Source organism: Streptomyces sp. NPDC044704 (genome assembly GCF_056433525.1).
Map to the genome: position 1 here is coordinate 595,600 of NZ_JBWKGY010000003.1, position 14,168 is coordinate 609,767.

The following is a 14,168-nucleotide window of genomic DNA, read 5'->3' on the forward strand; positions in this document are numbered from 1 at the left end:
TGGGGTGGGACTACCAGCGGTAGTGCGCGAAGGCCTTGTTGGACTCGGCCATCTTGTGCGTGTCCTCGCGCTTCTTGACGGCAGCGCCAAGACCGTTGGAGGCGTCGAGCAGCTCGTTCATGAGGCGCTCGGTCATGGTCTTCTCACGACGGGCGCGGGAGTAACCCACGAGCCAGCGGAGCGCCAGGGTCGACTGGCGACCCGGCTTGACCTCGACGGGGACCTGGTAGGTCGCGCCACCGACACGGCGGGACTTGACCTCGAGGGACGGCTTGACGTTCTCCAGCGCGCGCTTCAGCGTGATGACCGGGTCGTTGCCGGTCTTCTCGCGGAGGCCTTCCATGGCGCCGTAGACGATGCGCTCGGCGGTGGAGCGCTTGCCGTTCAGGAGGATCTTGTTGATGAGCGACGTCACCAGAGGAGATGCGTAGACCGGGTCGATGATGACCGGGCGCTTCGGGGCGGGGCCCTTACGAGGCATTCTTACTTCTCCTTCTTGGCGCCGTAGCGGCTGCGGGCCTGCTTGCGGTTCTTGACAGCCTGGGTGTCAAGCGCACCGCGGATGATCTTGTAACGAACACCCGGCAGGTCCTTCACACGGCCACCACGCACGAGCACGATCGAGTGCTCCTGCAGGTTGTGTCCCTCACCCGGAATGTAAGCGGTGACCTCGATGCCGGAGGTCAGACGCACACGCGCGACCTTACGCAGCGCCGAGTTCGGCTTCTTCGGGGTGGTCGTGAACACACGCGTGCAGACGCCACGACGCTGGGGCGAAGCCTCAAGCGCGGGGGTCTTTGTCTTCTCGACCTTGTCCTGCCGGCCCTTACGGACCAGCTGCTGGATCGTAGGCACTACTTCTCCGGTTTCTGTGTGCCGTGTAGTGAAGCTAACCTGGAACTTTGCCGACCCACGCGGTCGGGTGTGTCGGATCCGGCGGACCTCCGCGCAAGCACGGAAACGCATGGATCGCGGTGGCCGATGCGGGCTCGCGTGCGGTTGATGGACACGCACAGGAGCCCAGGCACACCCCAGGCACAAGGTCTGAGCGTACCTACCGCATCCACTCCGGTCAAAACATAAGCCCCGCCGCCACAGCCCGCACACCTCCACAGGTCAGGCGCCGCACGGGCATTCGCCCTCCGGGGCGGGGCGGACGTGCGGACCGGGCACCGGCGTGGTAGGGCGGGCCAACTACACTGCCAGCGAATCCCAGCGAGTCAGTCCAAACGCAGCCCAACACCGTACGAGCGCCAGGAGCAGGACATTGGGGACCGCCACCTCGGAGCCGAAGACGGCCGGAAGTCCGCCTCGCGACGACGTACGGAGCCCCTCGCCCCCCCGGCGCGGCCGCCTGGCCCGCCTCTACGGCCCCCTGCTGGCGTTCCTCGTCACCTCGGGCGCCTTCTGCGCGGCCTGGGTCGCCCGCGGCACGTACCCCTTCGGCACCACCGGCCGGGCCATCAACGACCAGGCCAACCAGTACGTGCCCTTCCACCGCGCCCTCTGGGACCTGGTCCACGGCCAGGCCGCCGGCGACCTCCTGTTCACCTGGCGCGGGGGCTTCGGCCAGCAGTTCCTGTCCGACTACTACACGTACCTCGGCAACCCGTTCTCCTGGCTGGCCGTGCTCGTCCCGCGCGAGCACGTGGACCTGGCCGTCTTCGCGGTCACCCCGGTCACGATGGGCACCGCCGCCGCCCTGATGACCGTGTACCTCGGCAAGCTCCACCCCGGCCCGTGGTGGCAGCGGGGGGTGCTCGGGGCGACGTACGGGCTGTGCGGCTGGGCGCTGAGCGACGCCTCGTACGTCCCGATGTGGCTGTGGGGCCTGGTCGCCCTCCCGCTGCTCGGCATCGCCGTCGAGTGGTGCCTGGAGGGGCGCCGCTGGCCCGGGGTGGCCCTGCTGGTCGCCCTCGCCTGGTTCGGCAACTTCTACACCGCGATGATGGCCACCATGGCCGCCTGCGTGCTCCTGGCCATCCGCCTGGCCACCCTGGAGCTGACCGGCGCGCAGCGGCTGCGGGCACTGGCCCGGGCGGCCACGGCGGCCGCGACGGGCATCCTGCTGACCCTGCCCCTGCTCCTGCCGTCGTTCCTGTCCAGCGGGGCGGCGCAGCCCACCAAGGCGGGCGCGTTCGACCCCGTGCGCATCGAGGTCTTCCTCGCCGGCATGCTCCCGGCGACGCACCTGTGGGGCGGCCGGCCCCGGCTCTACGTCGCCTCCCTCGGCCTGATCCTGGCCGCGACCTTCCTCTTCAACACGGCCATCGCGAAGCGGACGCGGCTGGTGTGGGCGGCCGCGACCCTGCTCGTGCTCGTCTCCTTCCAGTTCCCGCCGACCCAGTACGTGTGGCACGGGCTCGCCGTCCCGAACGGCAATCCGTACCGCGAGGCCTTCGTCTTCAGCGGCATGGTCGTGGTCCTGGCCTGGCTGGCCCTGGCCCACCGGCCGCGGTCACTCCACCTGGCGGCGGCCGCCGCGCTGCTGGTCGTGGCCGCCTTCGTGCTCCGCAAGACCGACGACTTCGGCGGCTGGACCTGGCCGGCCGTGCTCGGCGGCGGCGCCGTCTCGCTGCTGGCCCTGGTCCTCCTCGGGCTGGGGCGCGCCGAGAAGCGCCGGTTCCTGGTCCCGGTGGCCGCCGCCCTGATGGTCGCCGTCGTCTTCGCCGAGTCCACCGCCGCCGCGGCCAACGCCGACGCCCGGCGGGCCCGCGAACGCTGGGCGAAGCCGGCCACGACCTCCGGCGAATCGATCACCCGCCACTTCGAGGCCGTCCGCGGGGTCGACGGGTGGCCCGCCTACCGGACCGATTCGGGCGCACCGCAGACCTCGTACAACGACGCCCTCGCCCTCCGGGCGCAGGGTCCGCAGTACTACAGCAGCTACCTCCCGGAGGCCACGTACCGGGCCCTGGAACCCCTCGGGTACGGCTACAAGAACGACGGCCGGACCTTCTTCGGCGCCGACAACCCGGTGCTCGACGCGATCTTCTCGATCGGCGCCCGCGTCCGCCCGGGCGGCTCCCCCGGCTCGTGGACCGGTGCGAAGTTCCCCGCTCCCCCGCTGGTCACCGTCCGCCCCGGCGCGCCGTTCACCTCCCCCAACCCCGCGGACAGCGTCTACGCCCGCCAGGAGAACGTCCTGGGCTCGGCCGTCTACCAGGTCCCCGAGGTCACCTCCGGCGGCACCGCCACCGCGCAGACGTACACCGCCCTCTGCACCCCCGGCTCCGAGGCCTACTGGTACTCCCCCGAGCTCTACGGGACCCTGCGCAGCGGCGACCTCCACCGCCCCCTGGAGGACCGCACGAGCGGCGTCCTCCCCCTGGGCACGGTCCCGGCGTCGGGCCGGGTCGAGGTGGCCGTGGACACCCGCACCGAGGGCGCCACGGCCGGCGCCCACCCCGTCGGCTGCCTCGACCGCGGCCGGCTCGACACCGCCGTCCGGCAGCTGACGGCCACCGGCGCCACCTCCGTCGACGCGGGCGGCCACGGCATCGAGGCCACCCTGCCGCCCGGCGCCACCGGCAGCGCCGTCTTCGCCATGACGGCCGTCCCGGGCTGGCAGTGCTCCGCCCCGCTGCGCGAGTTCCACGGCCTGGTCGCCGTGGACCTGGCCCCGGGCACGGACGAGGTCTCCTGCACCTTCACCCCGAAGGGCCTCACCCCGGGCCTGGCGGCCGCCGCCCTGGCCCTCCTGACCCTCCTCTCGGTCACCACCACCACCCACCTCCGCCGCCGCCGCGGCTGACGCACGGCCCCGCCTCCGTCCCCCGGACACGAAGAAGCCCCCCGCCACTCCTCTCGGAGCGGCGGGGGGCTTCTTCGTACGAGCTGTTAGCCGTTGTACGGGCCGTAGTCGTAGTCCTCCAGCGGGACTGCCTGGCCGGAGCCGGTGCCGAAGGGCGAGTAGTCGATGTCGTCGTAACCGACGGCCGAGTACATCGCGGCCTTGGCTTCCTCGGTGGGCTCGACCCGGATGTTGCGGTAGCGGGACAGACCCGTACCGGCCGGGATGAGCTTACCGATGATGACGTTCTCCTTGAGGCCGATGAGGCTGTCGGACTTGGCGTTGATCGCCGCATCCGTCAGGACTCGGGTCGTCTCCTGGAAGGAGGCGGCCGACAGCCAGGATTCCGTCGCCAGCGAGGCCTTGGTGATACCCATCAGCTGCGGACGGCCGGAGGCGGGGTGACCGCCCTCGGTGACCACACGACGGTTCTCGGTCTCGAACTTCGAGCGCTCGACGAGCTCGCCCGGCAGGAGCTCCGCGTCGCCGGACTCGATGATCGTCACGCGGCGCAGCATCTGCCGGATGATGATCTCGATGTGCTTGTCGTGGATCGACACGCCCTGCGAGTTGTAGACCTTCTGGACTTCGCCGACCAGGTGGACCTGGACGGCACGCTGGCCGAGGATGCGCAGCACGTCGTGCGGGTTGGTGGCACCCATGGTGAGCTTCTGGCCCACCTCGACGTGGTCGCCCTCGTGCACGATGACCTTGGCGCGCTTGGAGATCGGGAACGCCGTCTCCTCGCTGCCGTCGTCGGGCGTGATGACGATCTTCTTCGTCTTCTCGGTCTCCTCGATCCGCACGCGGCCGGCGGCCTCGGAGATCGGGGCGACACCCTTCGGGGTACGGGCCTCGAAGAGCTCGACGACACGCGGCAGACCCTGCGTGATGTCGTCACCGGCCACACCACCGGTGTGGAAGGTACGCATCGTCAGCTGGGTACCGGGCTCACCGATGGACTGGGCGGCGATGATGCCGACCGCCTCACCGATGTCGACCAGCTTGCCGGTGGCCAGGGAGCGGCCGTAGCAGAAGGCACAGGTGCCGACCGCGGACTCGCAGGTCAGGACCGAGCGGGTCTTGACCTCCTCGACGCCGTTCGCGATGAGGGCGTCGATGAGCACGTCACCGAGGTCCACGTTCGCCGGCGCGATGACCTTGCCGTCGATGACGACGTCCTCGGCCAGCATGCGGGCGTACACGGAGGTCTCGACGTCGTCCGCCTTGCGGAGGACACCCGCCTCGTCCTTGACACCGATCTTGAGCTTGAGGCCGCGCTCGGTGCCGCAGTCCTCCTCGCGGATGATGACGTCCTGCGAGACGTCCACCAGACGACGGGTGAGGTAACCCGAGTCGGCGGTACGCAGGGCGGTGTCCGCCAGACCCTTACGGGCACCGTGCGTGGAGATGAAGTACTCCAGAACGGTGAGGCCCTCACGGAAGGACGCCTTGATCGGACGCGGGATGGTCTCGTTCTTCGCGTTCGACACCAGACCACGCATACCGGCGATCTGTCGCATCTGCATCATGTTTCCTCGGGCACCCGAGTCAACCATCATGAAGATGGGGTTCGTCTTGGGGAAGTTCGCGTTCATCGCCTCGGCAACCTCGTTGGTCGCCTTGGTCCAGATCGCGATGAGCTCCTGCGTGCGCTCGTCCTTGGTGATCAGACCGCGCTCGTACTGCTTCTGGACCTTCTCGTCCATCGCCTCGTAGCCCGCGACGATGGCCTTCTTGGCCTCGGGCACGACGACGTCGGAGATGGCCACGGTGACGCCCGAACGGGTCGCCCAGTGGAAGCCGGCCGCCTTCAGGTTGTCGAGCGTCGCCGCCACGATGACCTTGGGGTAGCGCTCCGCCAGGTCGTTGACGATCTCGGAGAGCTGCTTCTTGCCCACCGAGTAGTCGACGAACGGGTAGTCCTCGGGCAGCAGCTCGTTGAAGAGCGCGCGGCCCAGGGTCGTCTTCAGACGGAAGCTGTCGCCCGGCTGGAACTCCTGCTCGCCCTCTTCGGCGACCGGCGCGACCCAGCCGCGCGGCGGGATGGTGCCCACCGGGAAGCGGATGTCGACGGACGACTGGAGCGCGAGCTCGCCGGCGTCGAACGCCATGATCGCCTCGGCGGTGGAGCCGAACGCGCGGCCCTCGCCCTTGACGTCACGGAGCTCACCGTCGGTGGTCAGGAAGAACAGACCGAGGACCATGTCCTGGGTCGGCATCGTGACCGGACGGCCGTCGGCCGGCTTGAGGATGTTGTTCGAGGACAGCATCAGGATGCGGGCCTCGGCCTGCGCCTCCGCGGAGAGCGGCAGGTGCACGGCCATCTGGTCACCGTCGAAGTCCGCGTTGAACGCGGTGCAGACGAGCGGGTGGATCTGGATGGCCTTGCCTTCGACCAGCTGGGGCTCGAAGGCCTGGATGCCGAGGCGGTGCAGCGTGGGCGCACGGTTCAGGAGGACCGGGTGCTCGGCGATGACCTCTTCGAGGACGTCGTAGACGACCGTGCGGCCGCGCTCGACCATGCGCTTCGCCGACTTGATGTTCTGCGCGTGGTTCAGGTCGACCAGGCGCTTCATCACGAACGGCTTGAAGAGCTCCAGCGCCATGGCCTTGGGCAGACCACACTGGTGCAGCTTCAGCTGCGGACCGACGACGATCACGGAACGCGCGGAGTAGTCCACGCGCTTGCCGAGGAGGTTCTGACGGAATCGACCCTGCTTGCCCTTGAGCATGTCGCTCAGGGACTTCAGCGGACGGTTACCGGGACCGGTCACCGGACGACCACGACGACCGTTGTCGAAGAGGGCGTCGACGGCCTCCTGGAGCATGCGCTTCTCGTTGTTCACGATGATCTCGGGGGCACCGAGGTCGAGAAGGCGCTTCAGGCGGTTGTTGCGGTTGATCACGCGGCGGTACAGGTCGTTCAGGTCGGAGGTCGCGAAGCGGCCACCGTCCAGCTGCACCATCGGACGCAGGTCCGGCGGGATCACCGGCACGCAGTCCAGAACCATGCCCTTGGGGCTGTTGCTGGTCTGCAGGAACGCGGAGACGACCTTGAGGCGCTTGAGCGCACGGGTCTTCTTCTGGCCCTTGCCGGTACGGATGATCTCGCGGAGGCGCTCGGCCTCTTCCTCGAGGTCGAAGGACTCCAGGCGCTTCTGCAGCGCCGCGGCACCCATCGAGCCGTCGAAGTACGTGCCGAAGCGGTCACGCAGCTCGCGGTAGAGCAGCTCGTCGCCCTCGAGGTCCTGGACCTTGAGGTTCTTGAAGCGGTTCCACACCTCGTCGAGGCGGTCGATCTCGCGCTGGGCGCGGTCACGGAGCTGCTTCATCTCGCGCTCGGCGCCTTCGCGCACCTTGCGGCGCACGTCGGCCTTCGCGCCCTCGGCCTCGAGCTCGGCCAGGTCGGTCTCGAGCTTCTTGGCACGGCCTTCGAGGTCCGAGTCGCGTCGGTTCTCGATCTGCTGGCGCTCGACGGAGACGTGGGCCTCCAGCGACGGGAGGTCGCGGGTGCGGCGCTCGTCGTCCACGAACGTGATCATGTACGCGGCGAAGTAGATGACCTTTTCGAGGTCCTTCGGCGCGAGGTCCAGCAGGTATCCGAGGCGCGACGGGACGCCCTTGAAGTACCAGATGTGGGTGACGGGAGCGGCAAGCTCGATGTGGCCCATCCGCTCACGACGCACCTTGGCGCGCGTGACCTCGACGCCACAGCGCTCACAGATGATGCCCTTGAAGCGGACACGCTTGTACTTGCCGCAGTAGCACTCCCAGTCCCGGGTCGGACCGAAGATCTTCTCGCAGAAGAGTCCGTCCTTCTCGGGCTTGAGGGTGCGGTAGTTGATGGTCTCCGGCTTCTTGACCTCGCCGTGCGACCAGGTTCGGATGTCGTCCGCGGTGGCAAGGCCGATCCGCAGCTCGTCGAAGAAGTTGACGTCGAGCACTGTGCGTCAATCCCTCTTTCGGGGTCGAGTCTCAATCATGGTCTGAACGGTCCCGGGGATGACGGGGGGCTCTTGAGCGAGCCCCCCGTCAGGCCCGTCAGACCTCTTCGACGCTGCTCGGCTCGCGCCGGGACAGGTCGATACCGAGCTCCTCCGCCGCGCGGAAGACGTCCTCGTCGGTGTCGCGCATCTCGATGGACATGCCGTCCGAGGACAGCACCTCCACGTTGAGGCAGAGCGACTGCATTTCCTTGATGAGCACCTTGAAGGACTCGGGAATGCCCGGCTCGGGGATGTTCTCGCCCTTGACGATGGCCTCGTAGACCTTCACGCGGCCGGTGACGTCGTCGGACTTGATGGTCAGCAGCTCCTGGAGGGCGTACGCGGCGCCATAAGCCTCGAGCGCCCACACCTCCATCTCACCGAAGCGCTGGCCACCGAACTGTGCCTTACCACCCAGCGGCTGCTGCGTGATCATCGAGTACGGACCGGTCGACCGGGCGTGGAGCTTGTCGTCGACCAGGTGGTGGAGCTTGAGGATGTACATGTACCCGATGGAGATCGGGTCCGGGAACGGCTCGCCGGAGCGGCCGTCGAACAGACGCGCCTTGCCGGACGGGAGGACCAGGCGGTCGCCGTCGCGGTTCGGGATCGTGTGCTCGAACAGGCCGGCGAGCTCGTCCTCGCGGGCACCGTCGAACACCGGGGTGGCGACATTGGTGCCGGGCTCGACGCGGTCGGCGCCGATTGCCTTCAGGCGCTCGGCCCACTCCTCGCCGAGACCCGAGACGTCCCAGCCGCGGCTGGCGAGCCAGCCGAGGTGGATCTCCAGGACCTGTCCCGGGTTCATTCGGGACGGGACACCCAGGGGGTTCAGGATGATGTCGACCGGCGTGCCGTCCTCAAGGAAGGGCATGTCCTCGATCGGAAGGATCTTGGAGATGACACCCTTGTTGCCGTGACGGCCGGCGAGCTTGTCACCGTCGGTGATCTTGCGCTTCTGGGCGACGTAGACGCGGACCAGCTGGTTCACGCCCGGAGGAAGCTCGTCGCCCTCCTCGCGGTCGAAGACGCGGACGCCGATGACCTTGCCGATCTCACCGTGAGGGACCTTGAGCGAGGTGTCACGCACCTCGCGGGCCTTCTCACCGAAGATCGCGCGGAGCAGACGCTCCTCCGGGGTCAGCTCGGTCTCACCCTTGGGCGTGACCTTGCCGACCAGGATGTCGCCGGCGACGACGTCCGCACCGATGCGGATGATGCCGCGCTCGTCGAGGTCGGCGAGGACCTCTTCGGAGACGTTCGGGATGTCCCGGGTGATCTCCTCGGGGCCCAGCTTGGTGTCACGGGCGTCGACCTCGTGCTCCTCGATGTGGATCGAGGAGAGGACGTCGTCCTGCACGAGGCGCTGCGACAGGATGATCGCGTCCTCGTAGTTGTGACCTTCCCAGGGCATGAACGCGACGAGCAGGTTCTTGCCGAGGGCCATTTCGCCCTCTTCGGTCGCGGGACCGTCGGCGAGGACCTGCGCCTCGATGATGCGGTCACCCTCGTTGACGATGACCTTCTGGTTGACCGAGGTGCCCTGGTTCGAGCGGGAGAACTTGGCGACGCGGTACGTGGTGTACGTGCCGTCGTCGTTGGCGACGGTGATGTAGTCGGCCGAGACCTCCTGGACGACACCGTCCTTCTCCGCCTTGATCGAGTCACCGGCGTCGACCGCACAGCGGTACTCCATGCCGGTGCCGACGAGCGGCGCCTCCGCCTTGATGAGCGGAACGGCCTGGCGCATCATGTTCGCGCCCATGAGGGCGCGGTTGGCGTCGTCGTGCTCGAGGAAGGGGATCATCGCGGTCGCGACGGACACCATCTGGCGCGGGGAGACGTCCATGTAGTCGACGTCGTCACCGGCGATGTAGTCGATCTCGCCACCACGACGGCGGACCAGTACGCGGTTCTCGGTGAAGCGCATCTCGTCGTTCAGGCCGGCGTTGGCCTGGGCGATGACGAAGCGGTCTTCCTCGTCGGCCGTCAGGTAGTCGACGTCGTCGGTGACGACACCGTCGACGACCTTGCGGTACGGGGTCTCGACGAAACCGAACGCGTTGACGCGGCCGTAGGACGCGAGCGAGCCGATCAGACCGATGTTCGGGCCTTCGGGGGTCTCGATCGGGCACATGCGGCCGTAGTGCGACGGGTGGACGTCTCGGACCTCGAAGCCGGCCCGCTCACGGGACAGACCACCGGGGCCCAGCGCCGACAGGCGGCGCTTGTGGGTCAGGCCCGACAGCGGGTTGTTCTGGTCCATGAACTGCGACAGCTGGCTGGTGCCGAAGAACTCCTTGATGGAGGCGACGACCGGCCGGATGTTGATCAGGGTCTGCGGCGTGATCGCCTCGACGTCCTGCGTGGTCATCCGCTCGCGGACGACGCGCTCCATACGAGCCAGACCCGTGCGGACCTGGTTCTGGATGAGCTCGCCGACGTTGCGCAGACGACGGTTGCCGAAGTGGTCGATGTCGTCGGTCTCGACGACGATCGAACGGCCGGACTCGCCGGTCGTCTCGGTCTCACCCGCGTGCAGCTTGACCAGGTACTTGATCGTCGCGATCACGTCGTCGGTGGTGAGCACACCGGCGTCGAGCGGCTCGTCGGCGCCGAGCTTCTTGTTCACCTTGTAGCGGCCGACCTTGGCGAGGTCGTAGCGCTTCGGGTTGAAGTAGAGGTTCTCGAGCAGCGTCTGAGCGGCCTCGCGGGTCGGCGGCTCGCCCGGACGCAGCTTGCGGTAGATGTCGAGCAGCGCGTCGTCCTGGCCCTGGGTGTGGTCCTTCTCCAGGGTGGCGCGCATGGACTCGTACTCGCCGAACTCCTCGAGGATCTGCTCGGTGGTCCAGCCGAGAGCCTTCAGGAGGACGGTGACGGACTGCTTGCGCTTGCGGTCGATGCGGACACCGACCATGTCGCGCTTGTCGACCTCCATCTCCAGCCAGGCACCCCGGGACGGGATGATCTTCGCGGAGAAGATGTCCTTGTCGGACGTCTTGTCGATGGAGGAGTCGAAGTAGACACCGGGGGAACGGACGAGCTGCGACACGACGACACGCTCGGTGCCGTTGATGACGAAGGTGCCCTTGTTGGTCATGAGCGGGAAGTCGCCCATGAAGACCGTCTGAGACTTGATCTCTCCGGTCTCGTTGTTCGTGAACTCGGCAGTGACGAACAGCGGAGCCGCGTACGTGAAGTCGCGCTCCTTGCACTCGTCGACGGAGTTCTTCGCCGGCTCGAAACGGTGGTCGCGGAAGGTCAGCGACATCGACCCGGAGAAGTCCTCGATCGGCGAGATCTCCTCGAAGATCTCTTCCAGACCGGACTTGGTGGGGACGTCCTGTCCACTCTCAAGCGCCGACTCGACGCGAGACTTCCAGGCGGCGTTGCCGAGCAGCCAGTCAAAGCTCTCGGTCTGCAGCGCCAGGAGGTTCGGAACCTCGAGGGGCTCCTTGATCTTTGCAAAGGAGATGCGCAGCGGGGCGGTGCTGGCACCGTTGTTCGTATTGGTCGAGGCGTTGCGCGAGGCGGCCAAGAGGGGGTCCTTCCGAGGGCTCGGACTCACTACGCGCGTACCGGTCCCAGCCGACACAGAAGACGGGCGCTCCCGATCCGGCGAAAACGCCAGGTCAGGGACGATCAATCAGTGTGCTCAAGCGTGGGCATGCCCCTGGCGACGGGCAGGGGGCAGCTAACAGGCAGCGCAAAGGGTCAGTGTAGCCACTTGGCTCACTGATGTCCAGACCAGGTTTCCGGAAACCGGCAACAGGCCTTCCCCATGTTGTTTCGAACCAACCCTGCGTCCCACGGCGCGGCTCTCGTACACAGAGCGCGTATCAGTACTGCCCTCTTCGTAACCGATCCATGCCTGGCTTCTCGGACCGAACCGGCCGAGTCGGCGACGGGACTGAGAATTGCGCGCCGCCAGCCGTTCGTCAAGGCCCCGTGCTCCGAGCGGATCATCTTCGGACCCAGCTTCGAGGCAACGAAGATCACCCTACTCCCCAACGAGACCAGGGCAAGTCAGGCACTGCGGGTACGCCAAAGGGCGACCACCCTTACGGGTGATCGCCCTTGGCTGAGGCCGTCAGACGGCCTCAGAGGTGTTACTTGACCTCGACAGCCGCGCCGGCAGCCTTGAGGGACTCGGCGGCCTTCTCAGCGGCCTCCTTGGCGACCTTCTCGAGGACCGGCTTCGGGGCGCCGTCGACGAGGTCCTTGGCCTCCTTCAGACCCAGGGAGGTCAGCTCGCGCACGACCTTGATGACCTGGATCTTCTTGTCGCCGGCACCGGTGAGGATGACGTCGAACTCGTCCTGCTCCTCGGCGGCCTCGGGGGCAGCGCCACCCTGACCCGGGGCGGCAACGGCGACGGCCGCGGCGGCGGTGACGTCGAACTTCTCCTCGAACGCCTTCACGAACTCGGAGAGCTCGATGAGGGTGAGCTCCTCGAACTGGGCGAGGAGTTCGTCCTGGGTGAGCTTCGCCATGATGGGCGATCCTTCCACTAAATCGGCAGGTGCCGGATGTATAGAGAGGCGGGCGTAACGGCCCGCTACGACCCACGCACTAGGCGGCGTGGATCAGTGCGCGAGCCGAATTACTCGGCACCGCCCTGCTCGGCGAGCTTGACGCGAAGCGCTTCCGCAGTGCGGACGAACTTCGACGGCAGCGCCTGGAAGAGCGAGGCAGCCTGGGACTGCTTGCCCTTGAACGCGCCGGCCAGCTTGCTGAGCAGAACCTCGCGGGACTCGAGGTCCGCAAGCTTCTTGATGTCATCGGCGGAGAGCGCCTTACCATCAAGGACACCCGCCTTGATGATCAGGTTGGGGTTTTCCTTGGCGAAGTCACGCAGGCTCTTCGCCGACTCCACCGGGTCACCGGTGATGAAGGCGACCGCGGTCGGACCAGCGAAGTGCTCGTCCAGCGCGGTGATCCCGGCCTGGTTGGCCGCAATCTTGGTCAGCGTGTTCTTCACCACGGCGTACTGGGCGTTCTCACCGAGCGAGCGACGCAGCGTCTTGAGCTGCGCGACGGTGAGACCCCGGTACTCGGTCAGCACGGCGGCGTTCGAGCTCTGGAACTGGTCCGTGAGCTCGGCTACCGCGGCAGCCTTGTCGGGCCTTGCCATAGAGCGTCGGCCTCCTTCCGGGTGATGAGGACCGCTCAGAAGGGGCTGAAAATTACGAAACGCCCCGGCGCATGCGCACGGGGCGTGGCTCAACCAGGTAAACCCGGGAACCTTCCACGAACACCTGCGCAGGACGTCCGCATTCAGCGGATCCTTCGGCCACCGCCCTCTTTCGAGCACGGCAACGACCAGCGGTCTTTGGCTTCTGGTGAAGAGTACGTGAAGGGGTCCAGCCGAGGCAAATCGCCCCGGAGGGCCCTCCCGGGGAGACCCCGGGAGGGCCCCCGGAACGACCCGCGAAGCCCTCAGGAACGCTTCAGCCCGCCCAGCCCGGCGTCCTTCAGCGTCTGGTCGGCGTCCTTCAGCGTCTGGTCGGCATCCTTCAGGTCCCGGTCGGTCTGGGCCAGCTTGTCGTCGACGCCCTTCATGACGTGGTCGAAGTCGACGACCTGGTCTGCGGGCGGCGCGGCGGGTGCCGGGGCCGTGCCGAAGTCGGAGAAACGGGCCGTGACCTTGGTGGTCCTGCCCTTGGTGTCGGTCCTCGACGTGTCGACGCGGACGGGGCGGCCGGACTCGTCGATCCACACGTCCAGCTCCTGGCCGGTGACGTCCTTGACCGACTCGTGGAGGTAGCGGCGGTTCGCCTCGTCCATCACCTTGGTCGACTCGTCCGCCCTGAGCAGGTCGTCGTGGGTGAGGGCCGCCTTGTAGTGCCGGGTGCCGGCCCCGTCGGACGCTTCCGCGGGCACCAGCGCGACCTTTTCCTGGCCCAGCAGCAGCGCGAGGTACTCGACCGGGTCGTCGTTGATCCGGACGCCGGGCTTCCCGTCCTTCGCCAGGTTCATCCGCATCCAGGTCTTGCCTTCGAGCGGCTTGTCCATGGAGGTGTAGACGGTGTCGCCGAGCATGATCGTGCGGTCGGCGCCCGTGCCCCCGTCCGTCGTGTCGGAGCTCGCCGGGTACCAGCCCCGCGTGCCGACGAGCCGCTGGCTCTTGCCGTCACCCTCGGTGAGCGTCGTGTCCGCCTTGGCGGTCTTGGCGGCGACCGTCTTCAGGTACGCCGCCTTCACCGCCTCGGCGGGGGCGGGGGCCGCGGCCTGCGCGGCCCCGCCCCGCCCGGCCGTGCCCTGGTCCGCGCCCTTGCTCCCGCCCGCGTCGGCCTTGTCGCCCCCGCAGGCCGTGAGGCCGCCCACGAGCAGTGCGGTACCCGCGATCGCGATACCGGCCCGGGTCCGGACAGCCTTGTTCATCT

The 14,168-nt window shown here is 67.8% G+C and carries 8 protein-coding genes; 1 reads left to right on the forward strand and 7 read right to left on the reverse strand.

Features of this window, described 5'->3' with window-relative positions; genetic code table 11:
• Positions 1 to 10: 10 nt before the first annotated feature.
• A complete protein-coding gene (rpsG, locus tag AC07B0_RS10285) occupies positions 11 to 481 on the reverse strand; it encodes a 30S ribosomal protein S7 (protein ID WP_007265894.1) in 471 nt (156 codons plus the stop codon).
• A 2-nt stretch (positions 482 to 483) separates the two neighbouring features.
• Positions 484 to 855 (reverse strand): 30S ribosomal protein S12, encoded by a 372-nt coding sequence (rpsL, locus tag AC07B0_RS10290; protein ID WP_007265893.1) that lies wholly within the window; start codon positions 853 to 855, stop codon positions 484 to 486.
• A gap of 412 nt (positions 856 to 1,267) precedes the next feature.
• On the opposite strand from rpsL, the gene AC07B0_RS10295 reads away from it, so the two are divergent.
• Positions 1,268 to 3,754, forward strand: a complete 2,487-nt coding sequence (locus AC07B0_RS10295; RefSeq protein ID WP_478897543.1) for a YfhO family protein — start codon at positions 1,268 to 1,270, stop codon at positions 3,752 to 3,754.
• 86 nt (positions 3,755 to 3,840) lie between these two features.
• Here AC07B0_RS10295 and AC07B0_RS10300 read toward each other — a convergent pair whose 3' ends face one another.
• From AC07B0_RS10300 to AC07B0_RS10320, 5 genes are all read right to left on the reverse strand, one after another.
• Positions 3,841 to 7,740 (reverse strand): DNA-directed RNA polymerase subunit beta', encoded by a 3,900-nt coding sequence (locus tag AC07B0_RS10300; protein ID WP_356871032.1) that lies wholly within the window; start codon positions 7,738 to 7,740, stop codon positions 3,841 to 3,843.
• 97 nt (positions 7,741 to 7,837) lie between these two features.
• Entirely contained in the window at positions 7,838 to 11,320 is a 3,483-nt protein-coding gene (rpoB, locus tag AC07B0_RS10305) for a DNA-directed RNA polymerase subunit beta (RefSeq protein ID WP_356871034.1), read from the reverse strand.
• 571 nt (positions 11,321 to 11,891) lie between these two features.
• Positions 11,892 to 12,275, reverse strand: coding sequence for a 50S ribosomal protein L7/L12 (rplL, locus tag AC07B0_RS10310; protein ID WP_386505837.1), 384 nt, complete (start codon positions 12,273 to 12,275; stop codon positions 11,892 to 11,894).
• Between the two features lie 110 nt (positions 12,276 to 12,385).
• Positions 12,386 to 12,916 carry a 50S ribosomal protein L10 gene (gene rplJ / locus AC07B0_RS10315; RefSeq protein WP_272259900.1) on the reverse strand — a complete coding sequence of 177 codons (531 nt, stop codon included), beginning with the start codon at positions 12,914 to 12,916 and terminating at the stop codon, positions 12,386 to 12,388.
• Between the two features lie 305 nt (positions 12,917 to 13,221).
• Positions 13,222 to 14,166 carry an SCO4651 family lipoprotein gene (locus AC07B0_RS10320; protein ID WP_478897545.1) on the reverse strand — a complete coding sequence of 315 codons (945 nt, stop codon included), beginning with the start codon at positions 14,164 to 14,166 and terminating at the stop codon, positions 13,222 to 13,224.
• Positions 14,167 to 14,168 lie beyond the last annotated feature (2 nt).

Excerpts from the sequence above, each read along its gene's own strand:
- AC07B0_RS10320 (WP_478897545.1), bottom strand. The coding sequence starts at position 14,166 with ATGAACAAGGCTGTCCGGACCCGGGCCGGTATCGCGATCGCGGGTACC.
- rpsG (WP_007265894.1), bottom strand. The coding sequence starts at position 481 with ATGCCTCGTAAGGGCCCCGCCCCGAAGCGCCCGGTCATCATCGACCCG.
- rplJ (WP_272259900.1), bottom strand. The coding sequence starts at position 12,916 with ATGGCAAGGCCCGACAAGGCTGCCGCGGTAGCCGAGCTCACGGACCAG.
- rplL (WP_386505837.1), bottom strand. The coding sequence starts at position 12,275 with ATGGCGAAGCTCACCCAGGACGAACTCCTCGCCCAGTTCGAGGAGCTC.